At 41.3% G+C, this 14,834-nt stretch carries 11 protein-coding genes; 5 read left to right on the forward strand and 6 right to left on the reverse strand.

The window, feature by feature from the left end; all coding sequences use genetic code 11:
* Positions 1-428 precede the first annotated feature (428 nt).
* A complete protein-coding gene (locus tag MKY34_RS15770; protein ID WP_342512077.1) occupies positions 429-800 on the forward strand; it encodes a VOC family protein in 372 nt (123 codons plus the stop codon).
* A 209-nt stretch (positions 801-1,009) separates the two neighbouring features.
* Here MKY34_RS15770 and fni read toward each other — a convergent pair whose 3' ends face one another.
* From fni to MKY34_RS15795, 5 genes are all read right to left on the reverse strand, one after another.
* Positions 1,010-2,038, reverse strand: a complete 1,029-nt coding sequence (gene fni, locus MKY34_RS15775) for a type 2 isopentenyl-diphosphate Delta-isomerase (RefSeq protein ID WP_342512078.1) — start codon at positions 2,036-2,038, stop codon at positions 1,010-1,012.
* An 84-nt stretch (positions 2,039-2,122) separates the two neighbouring features.
* Positions 2,123-2,935, reverse strand: coding sequence for a squalene/phytoene synthase family protein (locus tag MKY34_RS15780; RefSeq protein ID WP_342512079.1), 813 nt, complete (start codon positions 2,933-2,935; stop codon positions 2,123-2,125).
* Positions 2,936-3,461: 526 nt separating this feature from the next.
* Positions 3,462-4,847, reverse strand: a complete 1,386-nt coding sequence (locus MKY34_RS15785; protein WP_342512080.1) for a GntP family permease — start codon at positions 4,845-4,847, stop codon at positions 3,462-3,464.
* Between the two features lie 999 nt (positions 4,848-5,846).
* The gene (locus tag MKY34_RS15790; RefSeq protein ID WP_342512081.1) at positions 5,847-7,226 is read right to left on the reverse strand and encodes a sigma 54-interacting transcriptional regulator; all 1,380 of its coding nucleotides are present in this window, start codon (positions 7,224-7,226) and stop codon (positions 5,847-5,849) included.
* Positions 7,227-7,359: 133 nt separating this feature from the next.
* Positions 7,360-8,313: a 3-hydroxyacyl-CoA dehydrogenase family protein gene (locus tag MKY34_RS15795; protein WP_342512082.1), complete on the reverse strand. Its 954-nt coding sequence runs from the start codon at positions 8,311-8,313 to the stop codon at positions 7,360-7,362.
* Positions 8,314-8,569: 256 nt separating this feature from the next.
* Between MKY34_RS15795 and MKY34_RS15800 the strand changes: the two genes are divergently transcribed.
* Positions 8,570-9,346 carry a 3-hydroxybutyrate dehydrogenase gene (locus MKY34_RS15800; protein WP_342512083.1) on the forward strand — a complete coding sequence of 259 codons (777 nt, stop codon included), beginning with the start codon at positions 8,570-8,572 and terminating at the stop codon, positions 9,344-9,346.
* Between the two features lie 70 nt (positions 9,347-9,416).
* On the opposite strand, the gene MKY34_RS15805 is transcribed toward MKY34_RS15800, so the two are convergent.
* Positions 9,417-11,540, reverse strand: a complete 2,124-nt coding sequence (locus MKY34_RS15805; RefSeq protein ID WP_342512084.1) for an ATP-dependent Clp protease ATP-binding subunit — start codon at positions 11,538-11,540, stop codon at positions 9,417-9,419.
* 263 nt (positions 11,541-11,803) lie between these two features.
* On the opposite strand from MKY34_RS15805, the gene MKY34_RS15810 reads away from it, so the two are divergent.
* From MKY34_RS15810 to MKY34_RS15820, 3 genes are all read left to right on the forward strand, one after another.
* Positions 11,804-11,986, forward strand: a complete 183-nt coding sequence (locus MKY34_RS15810; RefSeq protein WP_342512085.1) for a hypothetical protein — start codon at positions 11,804-11,806, stop codon at positions 11,984-11,986.
* Positions 11,979-13,400 carry an amidase gene (locus MKY34_RS15815; protein ID WP_342512086.1) on the forward strand — a complete coding sequence of 474 codons (1,422 nt, stop codon included), beginning with the start codon at positions 11,979-11,981 and terminating at the stop codon, positions 13,398-13,400. The genes MKY34_RS15810 and MKY34_RS15815 overlap by 8 nt, the downstream gene beginning before the upstream one ends.
* 207 nt (positions 13,401-13,607) lie before the next feature.
* Positions 13,608-14,492, forward strand: a complete 885-nt coding sequence (locus MKY34_RS15820) for a TIGR01777 family oxidoreductase (RefSeq protein ID WP_342512087.1) — start codon at positions 13,608-13,610, stop codon at positions 14,490-14,492.
* Positions 14,493-14,834: the final 342 nt, after the last annotated feature.

The following is a 14,834-nucleotide window of genomic DNA, read 5'->3' on the forward strand; positions in this document are numbered from 1 at the left end:
CCATCAATCTGGCTCCTTCAGCTGTCGTATCGATTACAACTTCACAGAAATCGTACGGAGAGCAAGTTGACCAATCTTCTTTCGTTGCGCCTGACGAATCCGATGTAAACATGATTGAAGTACCGACAGTAACAAGTGACAATCGGTATAAATCGGAAACGCTATACGTGACTGGTGGAAAGAGCTAGAAAGGACTTTGTACGTTTACTGAAGCCAGGGGATAGCTTTTAGGGGAATGATGAATAGGAACAAAAGTACAGGTTAAAGGCCAGCTTGGTATGCAAAAGGAAAAGTGTAAGAAAAAGCAATCTACAACATATCGTGGGTGTTGTCTATTTCATAGTGCTCATTTATACTTGATTTATGTAAAATAATATTTACCTATCAAACTGCAACCCGATTTTTCGGAATTGCCACGAGGAGGATATATGGAACTAGGAGCATTCTCTGTAAGTTTAAGTGTAAAAGACATTCATAAATCAAAATCATTTTACGAAGACCTCGGATTTCATGTCTTCGGGGGTGATATTACCCAGAATTGGCTTATTATGAAGAATGAAGGTAGCATAATTGGACTATTCCAAGGAATGTTTGATAAGAACATTCTGACTTTTAATCCAGGTTGGAATGAAAATGCTGAAAATCTTGATTCGTTTACGGATATTCGAGATCTTCAAAAGCATCTTAAAGAAAAAGGTATTAAAATGTTGACTGAAGCAGATGAATCAAGCGAAGGGCCTGCGAGTTTTACAATTGAAGATCCAGACGGTAATCCTATTCTTGTAGACCAACATGTCTAGAGAGTATAAGGTACCTTTTTAAAATTGATTAAAAGAGCAGACAAATGTTGTTGGATTTGTCTGCTCTTTGTTTGTAGGCGTAGGATAGGTGTGGACTATTTTATGCGAAGCTTAATAAGAAGCCCGATAGTCAAAAGAGGTACATAGATTCCTCTCAACTATAACCAAAGTAGGGATGTCATAAGCTACCCGTTTCAAAAAGTCTGTTATCATCTTTCCTGCAAACGCGGGGAGTCCTTCAATTCTGGAATCGTCTGCACCCCGATGCCAAACATCGCCATCCGCAGTTCCATTTCCCGAATTTGCATCACTTCAAGGACATCTTCTGGACTCTGGGTCGCTTCTTTTAAAATGGATCGACCAAATCCAACCAAATCGGCGCCTAACGCAATGGTCTTGGCACCATCCAATCCCGTTTGCATCCCACCGCTGGCAATTAGTGGGCAGTTATCCACCTTTTCACGGACCAACCTGATGGATTCCGCCGTCGGAATGCCCCATTCGCTAAATGCTTCGGCCGCAGCACGTAAAATCGGATCTTTTGCGCGGAACTTTTCCACCTGGCTCCAGGAAGTGCCTCCGGCTCCGGCAACATCGATAAACGCAACACCGGCCTCATATAACTTTTTAGCTGTCTCACCATCGATGCCCCACCCGACTTCCTTGACCCCAATTGGCACCTCCAACGTGTTGCACAGTTGCTCAATCTTTTGTAATAACCCTTTAAAATTCGTATCTCCCTTTTCCTGAATCACTTCCTGAATACTATTCAAATGCAGGACAAGCATATCCGCGTCCGTCATCTCGATAATTTTCCTGCATTCCTCCACGCCATATCCATAATTGAACTGTACTGCTCCCAAATTCGCTATGATAGGGACACTCGGTGCGTACTTCCTCATCAAGAAAGAATCGGCATGTCCATCGCTGTCAAGCAGTGCCCGCGTAGATCCGAGCGCAAGCGCCCAGCCCCTTTCTTCTGCTGCTACTGCCAAGTTTCGATTGATTGTCTCGGCAAGGGCTGTCCCACCCGTCATGGAACTGATAAGAAACGGCGTTTTACATGCAAAATCGAGAAATGTTGTTTCAATAGAAATTTCATCAAAAGCAATTTCAGGAAGCGCATTATGAATAAACGTAAACGATTCCAGTCCCGTGGAAATCGACTCCCCCGTAACCTTTTCATTCAACGTAATTTGAATATGTTCCGATTTTCTTTGTTCGATTGAATTGGCCACTGCCAACACCTGCCCTTATCCTCAATATTCTCATCGATTTCGCTGTCGTTCTACGTTGCAGACGGCAGATTGCCAACTATGGAATTAATGGAGTTGCACTTCCTCCACAGTCTGTTCAACTTCTGCACGCGTCATCTTTTCCCGTCCCTCTTTCATCGCTTTTAACGTTTTATGAGCTAAGGCAAGCGGCAGACGGCAGAATAATAAAATACTTTTCTTCGTAAGCGATTTCATGTATTCATCTGCCTTTGCCAAATTCTCCTCTGCATAGTCGAATAGTTCTGCCCGAGTCCAGTCATCAGGCACAAAGCTTACACTACGCTCAGCCAAATCTTCCTGCTCATTGCGCAAAATATTGACTGCCTGAAGCCCGCGCCCATAGCCAATGGCAAGTTCGCGGTCTGCTTTTTCTTCGCCATAATGCTCCCAAAGATCCGATAGCATAACGCCAACAAGGCCTGCAACGTAATATGTATAGTCATCCAAATCTTCACGCGTGCGAATTTCCCAGTTTGCTTTCGCCCATTTTGCCATACCAGTTGTCATTTCATACGCAGCATTCATCACAATTGGCAGAGCATCTTTTGGACAAACTCGCAGCCATTCTTCTAAACGAAGTGTCACTTCAGGCATTTGCTCTTTTGTCGATCCAAGAATTCGACCATATGCTTCATGATCAAATGGTTGTTTAAATAAATCGCTTACTTGCATTAAAATCGTGTATTTTACATCATTGTCCAGTTCTTCATGATCTTCAATCTCATCAATAGCCCGAAATACTAAATAAGCGGCTGCAACCGAATGCTTTAACTCCTTCTGCAAAAAAGTAATCGGGATATAGAATGTACGGCTCGTTTCTTTTAATACACGCATGGCATCTTTTAGTAACACACTCATTGTAATTCCCTACCTTTCCGTTGAAATCTGGCTATCTGCATCAGCAAAACTTCATTTTTATATTGTATCTGTCCCTATTATAACAAATTATCAATTTTGAAGGGTCAGTTAATGGTAAATTAAGTTTATCTTTATTTAGCTTTGTCTTTATTCAGCCGAATGGTTACCGATTGGTCCTTTACTTGTGCGTTGGCTCTCTATATGTTCATTATTTTAGGTCAGACTTTCAAGCCTTTATAGGTAGCAAAATCGATTGACACGGCGTATTCGTTTCCTATATCGGACTACCTTTGTTCTTGGTCGTTCGGCTTGTCTATACAGTAAAACATAAAACGAAGTTCGTTCCATTGAAAGTTTGTAATTGTGAAAATAAATAACACGTAAAAGCCTCCTTCTACGATGAATATATCGAGAAGAAGGCTTTTCTTATACCTAAGGTGATCCTGAATCCAAATAAGGATTGGATAGCACCGGGTACCACTATCTACAGAGAAAAATTTGGCTGTAATCATTTTTCTGAAAAATATTAAAAGAATAACGAAATAGCAAAAGCGAGTATAAATACTGTAACGGTTTTCAAGATAGTGATGATAAAAATATCTTTATAGGATTGGCGATGAGTTAGTCCCGTAATGGCAAGTAATGTGATGACAGCTCCATTGTGGGGAAGTGTATCCATTCCACCAGATGCCATTGATGCAATTCGGTGTAGGAGTTCAGGACTAATCCCTAAATTTTGTGCCATTTGTAAATAATGGCTCCCCATCACTTCCAATACAATGGATAATCCACCCGATGCGGAACCTGTGACCCCCGCAAGTACGTTAACAGCAATGGCCTCCGAGATAAGTGGGTTATTACTTGCGTTGAATACCCAATTTTGAATGGTCGCAAAGCCAGGTAATGTTTTGATGACATTTCCAAAACCGACCTCAGATGCTGTATTGAAAATTGCCAATAACGCCCCCGCCGTGGCAGCTGTTAATCCGCTCGCAAGTTTTAATTTAATGCTTTTAATATTTAAGAGCATTGCAGCCAAAGTCCCTATCGTAAGCGCTGCAATTAATGACCATGAGGATGAAACTGTGCTCACATCCGCAATATTAAATGTCTCATTTAACATTGTGGCATCATACCAATGCTTCACTGACATGGTAGTACGACTAAATGTAAAATTAAGCACGATAACAATTACGAGTGGAACAATTGACATCCAAAAGTTTGGTAAGTTTTGATGTTCATTATTCTCTGGCTCATTAATATGGTTTTCCCCATAGCCTTCTCCATTTGCTTGCGCTTGCTTTCGTCGATGTTCTAACCAAAGCATCCCGCCAACAAAGATCATAATTCCACCGATGATTCCAACCATTGGGGCGGCATATGTATCTGTTCCAAAATAGTTTGTCGGGATAATATTTTGAATTTGTGGCGTTCCTGGAAAAGCATCCATTGTATACGTAAAGGCTCCAAGTGCAATGGTTCCGGGAATAAGTCGCTTCGGAATATCCGATTCTTTAAAGATGGCAGAAGCAAATGGATAAACCGCAAATGCAACGACGAATAATGAAATTCCCCCATATGTCAGTACGGAACAAGCTAATACAACAGCTAGAATGGCCCGCTTTGAACCTAAAGTTTGAACAATCGTTCGAGCAATCGATGCAGCTGCACCACTCATCTCCATTACTTTTCCAAACACAGCGCCCAGTAAAAAGATTGGGAAAAATGCTTTAACATAGTTTGCTGCATAAGGCATAAAAACCTCGGTATAGCTTGGCAACAAATGGCCGCCAGATAGTATAATGGCGAGCAAGGTAGCAATCGGAGCGATGATGATCACCGGATATCCTCGATATGCTAAAAAGATTAATAATCCAAGTGCTAGAATAATAGCAAAAATTTCAATGAACAATGTATGACGTCCCTTCTCTGCTGTCTGAAACCTATTAAGAAAAGCGCAAACACCTTGGTGCTGGAGCATTGACACTAATCCTAAACAATCTCGCAATCAACTTCATTTTAGTCTTCCTTCCCCAAGTTAGACTAAATGATCTTCCCCATAAACTTTTAATGACAACGCTTACAATGATGAATGCGTAGTTGCCATTCTCATTTTCCCAACTTACCGTAACACTTAAAACAAATGACATGAACCACTCACCTAAACTACTTGCAACTATCATGCCAATTATAAGAAAAGTCCTGAAATCTCCTTAAAGAACGGACAATTTCTTAGAAAAGACTGCAGTATATTAAAAAGCTCCATTAAATAAGGACAAGTAACGGGAGATTAATCAGAAAGTATGCGCAATATTTATAAAACGTTAACTTTTCCGGACAGTACATCTCAAAGCACTCGAATTGTTGTCAGGATTTCCATACACTTACCTGTATTTCACACAAGGTTTGTACGGAAAATCTTACACTTTATTATTTTATCACGCCTGTTGATTAACTATTTACTTACATAAAACATGGATGAGCAATACTTTAACTCTTCATTTTCATTGAACGATTTCCGGCCCGCTTTCGGTACATGATTCATGACTGCTTTACGGGAGGAATCAATTCCTCCTGTTTGAAGGGCAATTATGCTGTTGCGAATCAGTACCTGACGCGTCCCTAAGGATTTTCACTTTATATACTTGAGATTTTGGATTGCGACGGATGAGCAATCGCCATATGATTAGCGAGAAAAATGTGTAGGGATGTGACGAAGTCGCATCCCTACACATAGAAATACCCCGATAATCGTACAGAAATTGTTTAATCCAAAGCACTCCAAAAGCAATTGTATACAGGGTGCCTAGTGTATACATTAGTTATTTTTTGGCTAATCAACTGACGTGTTATTTTATGAGGAATTTTAAAAATAAAAAACTCCCACTGCGTAGCAATGAGAGTAATCGCGTTATAAGCCATATTTATTAATTTTTTCATAGAGCGCCGTACGGCTAATCCCGAGTTTTTTTGCGGTTTCGGTTTTATTGCCATTCAATTGGCGCAAACATGCTATAATTGCATTCCGTTCTGTCTCCTCTAAAACCTTGGCCAAAGGGCGGATCGAAACTGCCTGATGATTGCCTGTAATATCACCAGGCAAATGTTTTGATTCAATCACGTCTTCATCGTCTACCATATTCAAAGCGCGCTCCATTGTGTTTTCCAGTTCACGAATATTTCCTGGCCACGAATATCCACGTAAAAGGTGTAAAGCTTGGTCACTGATGCCTCGCACACGTATTTTCATAATTTTTTGGTATTTCTCAAGAAAATAGTTCACAAGCATTTCAATGTCTTCCATCCGTTCGTTTAATGATGGCACATGTATTTCCATTACTTTTAAACGATAAAATAAATCGAGTCGAAATTCCCCTATAGCGACCATTTCTTCCAGATTGCGATTTGTCGCAGCAATTACTCGTACATCAACCGGGATTGTACCCGTTGCACCAATCCGCTCCACTTCTTTTTCTTGTAAAACACGCAATAGTTTTACTTGCATATGGAGTGGGAGTTCTCCTATTTCATCAAGGAAAATCGTTCCGCCATTGGCTGCTTCAAATCTCCCTGTTTTCCCACCCCTTTTAGCGCCAGTAAACGAACCCTCTTCATATCCAAAAAGTTCGGATTCTAGAAGTTCGGTCGGGATGGCTGCGCAGTTCACTTTGACAAACACGCCCATTGCACGGCGACTTTCGTTATGGATGGAGTGCGCAAATAATTCCTTCCCAGTCCCGCTTTGTCCTAGAATTAATACATTGGAATCACTTTTCGCCACTTTTTTTGCTTGGTCTTTCACATCCTTAAAGACGGTGCTATTGCCAATCAAATGATCAAACATATAAGTGGCCTTATTTCTTTCATGAAACACACCTTTATACATTTTGAGTTCATTTTCAAGAGATTGAATCCGTTTAGAAAGAGCGGTGAACTGGCTAACATTTTTGAATAGTAGCTTTCCGACCGCCCCAATGATCTTTCCTTGTTTAAGGATTGGTGTGCGACTGGCTATCATATAATTATTATTGACTTTCTGAAGCTCAGCCGTCTCTTGCTTCCCTGTCTTCGCAACGATATGCATACGTGTATTTTCAATGACCTCTGTCACATGTTTTCCTATCGAACTTTCTTGATGTACACCAAGAAAATCTGCATAAGATTGACTAAGCATTTGAATATAGCCTTCTTTATCGACCACAACTAATCCATCATAGGCATATTCTATAATGTCCCTGAACAAAAGTTCGTCATGGGAATCAATAATAACTGTCTTATCATCGTTGCCCATTCCCATTCTCCTTCCTTCTGCTATGTAACTTCATTATAACATGTGAAAACCGTCCAACTCAGATAAACAGGCTATACGGCCCTCCTGTAGCGAAATAGCCTAAGTAATCCAATTACAATCATTCTTCATAAATTTAATCTTTTTTTCTGCTTTGATTTTCCCTCTTTACTTTCCCAAGTTGAATAAATTGGCGATCTCGCTCACTTAATTTTTGAGAAACGTCTCCTTCTTTATATGCATAAATCCCTTCACCTGATTTTGTACCCAATTTATTTTGCTTCACTCGCTCGCGTATAATAATAGGGGCTTCCTTGCTTTCTGCCAATTCCGGTGCAACATTATCAAAAACGCGTTGCCACGTATCAAGTCCACCAAAATCTGCAATTTCAAGTGGCCCCGTAAATGCCCAGCGGAAACCTGGACCCGCTGTAATCGCTGTATCAATATCTTCGGCGCTAGCCACTCCTTCATTTAATAGATAGAAAGCTTCTCGCATTAACGCTGTTTGCAAACGATTGGCAATAAATCCTGTAACATCCTTCTTTAAAACAATCGGTTCTTTACCTATGCGATACATAAGTTCGAGTGTGTTCTCTACTACTTCATCTTTCGTTTGTTGATGCCTCACGATTTCAACTAAAGGAACTAGATGAGCCGGGTTGAAGAAATGTGCAATAATCATTCGTTCTGCAAAAGGGGCTTTTTCTATTAAACGGGAAATAGGAAAAGTAGATGTATTTGAAGCAACAATTGCCTCTGGTTTTATCACCCCATTTAATTGTTGAAAAAGCGCCCACTTAAGTTCGATTACTTCCGGAATGGCCTCAACAATAAAGTCAGCATCCTGGACAGCCATCTCTAGGTTTACCGTATAAGTAATATTAGCTAGAGCATGCTGTTTTTGATCTTCATTTATATCTTCTTGTTCGACATGTAATGTTAGATTATCCAAGAGCATTTGCTTTGCTTTGACTAAAGATTGTTCACCCACATCATTCAAAGAAACCGTATAACCAGCAACCGCAAAGGCTTGAGCAAGACTACTACCCATTACACCTGAACCAATAATCGCCACTTTTTCTATCATTTGAATTCCCCTATTCTGTTTGTTATCACTAATGCAGCTAATTATAACGCAAGATACATGCCAACACATCATTGATTTGTACTTTTTAAAATAGTTGTTTATTTTCAAAAGTATGATACAATTTCCATGTATAAAATTCCCCTAAACAAAATGTAATGCCTTCCCCAAAGGTTATTTTTGAATCAAAACAGATTCCCTTTCCTACATAAACACGATGACATAACCATTACAACATATTTTGTTGGAGGTATGTAGGATGGTAAAAGATAAAGTAGCAATCATTACCGGTTCGGCAAGAGGTATTGGCTTTGAAATCGGCAGAATTTTTGCAGAAAACGGCGCCAAAGTTGTGTTGTCTGATGTCAATCAGAGTGCAGTCGAAGAATCTTCTCTTGCTCTTCGAAATGAAGGATTTGATGTGATTGGTGTGAAAGCAGATGTTACACGCGAGGAAGATATCGTCCAATTGATTGAACAAACAAAACAAAAATTTGGGCGTATCGATATCTTTATTAACAATGCCGGCTTACAACATGTTTCGCCAATCGAGGATTTTCCAACAGAAAAATTCGAACTGATGATTAAAATCATGTTGACTGCACCATTTATTGCAATAAAGCATGTTTTGCCGATAATGAAAGAACAAAAATTTGGCCGGATTATTACTATTTCATCCATAAATGGCTTAATTGGCTTTGCCAACAAAGCCGCATACAATAGTGCGAAGCATGGGGTCATTGGTCTTACAAAGGTTGCAGCGTTAGAAAGCGCATCGTCAGGCATCACAGTCAATGCCCTTTGCCCAGGTTATGTGGACACACCGCTTGTTCGTGGCCAACTTGAAGACTTAGCAAAGACTAGGAATGTTCCACTAGAACGGGTTTTAGAGGAAGTCATCTATCCGCTCGTTCCACAAAATCGTTTGTTAGATGTCAGTGAAATCGCTGATTACGCAATCTTCTTGGCGAGTGAAAAAGCACGAGGCGTTACCGGTCAAGCGGTTGTACTGGATGGCGGGTATACTGCTCAATAATTACCTTTGTTCCCCGCCTAGTAGACGCTTAAAACCCCCTGAAATTTTTTTCAGGGGGTTTTAGATGTCCTTATACTTTGCGAACGATTATTTCTTCATCCACAACCTCTACATGGACTTTTTCAACGTGGTCTTCTTCCAAAATCAAGTCCGTTAATGGATCTTCAATTTTGTCTTGAATGACTCTGCGCAATGGTCGAGCGCCGAAGCGTTTGTCGTAGCCTAGTTTGACCAATGCTTGTTTGGCTTCCGAAGAAATCGTCATGTCGATAGCATTTTCCTCAATCGTTGCTTGCAAATCTGCAAGCATCAAGTCCACGATTTCAAGTAAATTGTCTTCTGTTAGTTCATTGAATGCGACAATTGCATCGAAACGATTGAGAAATTCCGGCTTGAAATAGTTCCCGAGCGTTTCTAGCATATTGACGGATTCATGTACAGTTTGATTGAACCCAACACTCACTTTTTTATCGCCTGTTCCGGCATTACTTGTCATAATGATGACTGTATCTTTAAAGCTAACGGTGCGACCGTGTGAATCTGTGAGGCGACCATCTTCCATAATTTGCAGGAACATATTTTGTACGTCTGGATGGGCCTTTTCAATTTCATCCAGCAGTAAAATGGAATATGGATGGCGGCGAACACGTTCTGTCAATTGACCGGCTTCTTCATGCCCGACATAACCTGGAGGCGAACCGATAATTTTAGACACCGAATGTTTCTCCATATATTCACTCATGTCGAGACGGACTAACGTATCGCGTGAACCAAACAGTTCTTCCGCCAACACTTTTGTAATTTCCGTTTTACCGACACCTGTCGGACCGACGAATAGGAAAGAGCCAATCGGACGATTTTTTGCTTTCAGTCCTGCACGGCTACGACGAATCGCTTTGGCAATTTTATCGACCGCGTCTGCTTGGCCAATGACTTTTTTACCGAGATTTTCTGCCATGCCTTTCATTTTCGCTTGTTCCGCTGCTTGCAATTTCGTTACAGGAATCCCCGTTTTCTCTTCGACAATCAACTCAATATCCGCAACCGTCACTTCTACTTGCGGCGTTTCCCCATTTTGTTTTGCTTGCTCCAATTGTTTACGCAACTGGATTTCCTCAAAGCGTAAATTAGCCGCTTTCTCGTAGTCTTCCATTTCTGCCGCTTGTTCTTTTTGTTGAATGACTTCATTCAGACGTGTTCCAATTGCCTCCGAATCGGCTGACGCATGTGTCAGATTTAAGCGTGCCCCCACTTCATCCATCAAGTCGATGGCTTTGTCTGGTAAAAAACGATCCTGAATATAACGCTGTGACAAGGTCACAAAAGCTTGAATCGCTTCATCTGGATAACGTACTTCATGGAAGTTTTCATAGCGATCTTTAATACCGTTTAAAATGAGAAGCGTATCTTCTTCAGACGGTTCCTTCACGATAATCGGTTGGAAACGGCGTTCAAGCGCAGCGTCTTTTTCAATTTGACGATATTCTTTCAACGTCGTTGCCCCGATAAGTTGTAGTCCCCCACGTGCTAAAGCAGGCTTCAAAATATTACCGGCATCCATTTGTGAACCTTCTGCCGTCCCTGCTCCGACGAGTAAGTGTATTTCATCGACGAATAAAATGACGTCTTTCCGCGTTTGCAATTCTTCGATCAATTGCTTCATTCGCTCTTCAAATTGCCCTCGAATACCCGTATTTGTGACGAGTGAAGCGACATCCAACAAGTACACTTGTTTGTTCATCAATTTCACAGGCACATCGCCTTCATGGATTTTCACGGCAAGCCCCTCGGCAATGGCCGTTTTACCAACACCCGGCTCTCCAATTAACACCGGATTATTTTTATTTCTTCTATTTAATGTTTCAATAACACGCTTCACTTCTTGATCACGTCCGATGACTGGGTCAATTAGCCCTTCCTTGGCATCGTTTGAAATATTTTTACCTAGCTGATCCAACAAGCTAGCGCCTTGCTGTTCCTCGGCCTGTCTCGTTTGTGTTCGTGCCTGTTGCGGACCATTCGCTTGCGAAAAATGCTGTGCATCGTTGCTAAAAGTCGGCATTTTCCCGGCAGTCAATTGACCTTGGATCTCTTGAAAACACGCATGGCACAGATGCACTTGCATCCCCTGCTGATTCACCTGTACTCTCAAACTCATCGTCGCATGATTTTTACCACAATGTTGACATTTCATATTCATTTCCTCCTTTGAATAGTCATTTGACTTTGACTATATTTAACCTTTGAACTTAGTATACACTGACCTTTTTTGACTTTCAAGTTTGATGCTTGGAATTGTATTCGTATTGTGCCTCTCCTCATTTGATTAGGACGAGGAATAACTACTGACTCCTAGAAAACTACGCTCCTATGGAGACAGAAAACATCTTTGTCCACTTTATATATTTAAGTATTCAGATTATGTGGTATTATCAATAGAGAATGGAGGGGAATGGAATGTCGAAAGTAATTGAAACGATTTTATCCGCCAAAAGTGTCCAAGCATCAAAAGAAGAAATTCAAGCATTGGCCCATCAATGGGAAGCGATTCAACAATTAAAACAATCATTTCAACAAGCTGAATTGGATGATCGGGATATTGCAATGACACATGATTTGAGGGGTGTATATCATGACTGAACAATTACATGAAAAGACGATTTCGGAACTTGCTCCACTGATTAAAGAAAAACAAATTTCTCCTAAAGAAGTAACTGTAGCAGTATTAGATCAAATTGAAAAACTAGACAGCACGCTGAATGCCTTTATCGATGTGACAGCTAAAAAAGCGCTACAACAAGCTGAGAAAGCCGAAAATGAAATAATGGCTGGTAACTATCGTGGTCCGCTACATGGGGTTCCGATGGCTATTAAGGATAATATTTATCTTGCGGATGAAGTAACAACGATGGGCTCTAAAATCCATCAAGATTTTATTCCCAAAGAAAATGCGACTGTTATTGAAAAATTAAAGGAAAATGGTGTTATTTTTACAGGCAAGTTGAATTTGCATGAATATGCTTGGGGAGCAACCAATAATAACCCCCACTTTGGCGCCTGTAGAAATCCATGGGATACAGACAGGATTTCGGGAGGGTCTAGTGGTGGTTCAGGAGTATCAACAGCCACGGATATGACGATTGCAACATTGGGTACAGATACTGGGGGGTCCATTCGAATTCCTGCATCGTTTTGCGGCGTGACAGGTTTAAAACCGACGCATGGATTGGTGAGTAAATATGGCGCTTTTCCTTTAGCTTGGTCATTAGATCATATCGGTCCACTCACAAAAAATGCGCAAGATGCTGCTTATGTACTCGAAGCAATTGCAGGTTACGATTCGAAAGACCCGACCTCTGTCACTGTTTCCGACACCGACTATCTAAATAAACTGACAGGGTCCGTGAAAGGGTTAAAAATCGGCATCAATGAAAAGTACTTTTTCAATCATGTAGATGCTGGTGTAGAAGAAGCTGTTAGAAATGCGATTACCTCATTGGAAAAAGCAGGTGCAACGATTGAAATTGTCGAGGTGCCATCACTTTCCCTGTCCGAATATGCGGAAATGATAACGATTACGACGGAGGCTAGTGCGATTCACCATCAAAACTTAATTGCCAGAGAAAATGATTTCGGTGACGATGTTCGCTTCCTCTTAAAATTAGGCGAGATTCCTTCCGGCGTAGATTATTTACAAGCTCAACAGATTCGTTCACAAATCAACAAAGAGTTTAAGCAGTTATTTAATGACGTTGATGTCTTACTTTCACCGACACTTCCATTCCTTCCACCAAAGATTGGTAGTGATACGGGGCAGATCAATGGTGTGGAAGTTGGATTGCTCGACCATATCATCCGTTTTACGGGACCACTCAATCTAACTGGTTTACCGGCAGTCAGTGTTCCTTGCGGCTTTGTGAATAACTTACCTGTAGGTATGCAAATTATAGGTCCAGCATTTAGTGAGGGACGAATCCTGAATGTTGCGCATACACTTGAACAACTGCATCCCGAATTCAAACAAAAGCCGACTGCTATCCTTTCTATGCATTGAATTGTATACGCATCAATTCCCTACCATATGTTACTGATTGGTAGGGAATTTTTATATCGTCAAAGGCAAAAAACTTGAAAGCGCCCCCTTGTCCTTTGAAACAAACAAGTTTTTTCAAACTTTCAAACGAATAAAGGGGATTTCTGCATCTTAAATCGGCAATCTGTCGTCCTATTCGTAAGAACTTATACGAAACGAGTGGATGATATGAACAAGAAGATTGTCATTGCGGGTGGAACGGGGTTTATCGGTCATTATTTGGAGGATAAATTCACAAGCTTAGGCTATGAAGTGCTCATTATTTCAAGACAATCCCAACATCTCTCTTGGGCGGATCAAGCTAGTATTGTGGAGGCTTTGGAAGATGCCGAAATGCTCATTAACCTTGCGGGTAAATCTGTCAACTGTCGCTACACCGAGAAGAATAAGAAGGTAATCCTCGATTCTAGAACTGAGACTACGTCCATCCTCGGGCAAGCGCTACTAGCTTGTAAAAACCCACCTACTTTATGGATCAACTCCAGTACGGCGACGATTTATCGGCATGCAGAAGATCGTCCGATGACCGAAGCGAATGGTGAGATTGGCACTGGTTTCTCCGTAGATGTAGCAAAAGCTTGGGAGAAATCCCTCTTTGCTTTCGAACTGCCACAAACAAGGCAAGTCGCCTTACGAATCGCCATCGTACTTGGAAAAGATGGCGGCGTGATGGAGCCCTACCGCAACCTCGTGTGCTTCGGACTCGGCGGTGTACAAGGATCCGGCAACCAAATGTTCAGCTGGATTCATGTAGAAGACGTCTTTCGAATTATTCTCTTCCTGCAGGAGAATAAACAGTTGGATGGGGTATTCAATTGTTCAGCTCCCCAGCCCATTACGAATCGGGAGTTCATGGCCCAACTGCGCCACGCAATGAACCGAAAAGTTGGATTCCCCGCGCCCAAATGGATGCTTGAAATCGGTGCCGTTTTTATGCGAACTGAGACAGAATTAATTGTAAAAAGTCGTTGGGTTATTCCAGAACGGCTAGAACAAGAAGGGTTTCAGTTTACTTTTGATACGATTGAGAAGACGCTTCAGGATGTTTTGTGAAGGTGGAATTAGACTGGAACTAATCAAGCGTCGTAATTAGTAAGGGGTCTGTTGGTTGGCGGTTGAACGAGGCCTTCGCCTTTTACAGTGCTGGCCACTTTCAAATGAAAAGAGCTGTCCCATAAGTGAAAACTTATAAGCAGCTCTTCTCTTAGTCATTTATTCACATGTACTTCCTTATTTCAATCCACACACCCATGTAGAGTGCGACTTAAAAGACGCATTGGAGGATGGACAAGATTTAAATTTCAATAAAATCTAAACAAGGTTAGTTTTCACTCCAAGCGGGCGCTTTAGCGGACTTAGCTTCAGCCGCTCCCCTTGCTACGTTCGCCCCAAGGT

The sequence above is a fragment of the Sporosarcina sp. FSL K6-1522 genome (assembly GCF_038622445.1).
In the GTDB taxonomy this organism is placed as follows: Bacteria; Bacillota; Bacilli; order Bacillales_A; family Planococcaceae; genus Sporosarcina.

What these genes read in the sequence shown, in the direction of transcription:
- MKY34_RS15795 (WP_342512082.1), bottom strand. Translation starts at nt 8,313, where the DNA reads ATGATAGAAAAAGTGGCGATTATTGGTTCAGGTGTAATGGGTAGTAGT.
- MKY34_RS15815 (WP_342512086.1), top strand. Translation starts at nt 11,979, where the DNA reads ATGACTGAACAATTACATGAAAAGACGATTTCGGAACTTGCTCCACTG.
- MKY34_RS15820 (WP_342512087.1), top strand. Translation starts at nt 13,608, where the DNA reads ATGAACAAGAAGATTGTCATTGCGGGTGGAACGGGGTTTATCGGTCAT.
- MKY34_RS15790 (WP_342512081.1), bottom strand. Translation starts at nt 7,226, where the DNA reads ATGGGCAACGATGATAAGACAGTTATTATTGATTCCCATGACGAACTT.
- MKY34_RS15800 (WP_342512083.1), top strand. Translation starts at nt 8,570, where the DNA reads ATGGTAAAAGATAAAGTAGCAATCATTACCGGTTCGGCAAGAGGTATT.
- MKY34_RS15805 (WP_342512084.1), bottom strand. Translation starts at nt 11,540, where the DNA reads ATGAAATGTCAACATTGTGGTAAAAATCATGCGACGATGAGTTTGAGA.
- MKY34_RS15770 (WP_342512077.1), top strand. Translation starts at nt 429, where the DNA reads ATGGAACTAGGAGCATTCTCTGTAAGTTTAAGTGTAAAAGACATTCAT.
- MKY34_RS15810 (WP_342512085.1), top strand. Translation starts at nt 11,804, where the DNA reads ATGTCGAAAGTAATTGAAACGATTTTATCCGCCAAAAGTGTCCAAGCA.
- MKY34_RS15780 (WP_342512079.1), bottom strand. Translation starts at nt 2,935, where the DNA reads ATGAGTGTGTTACTAAAAGATGCCATGCGTGTATTAAAAGAAACGAGC.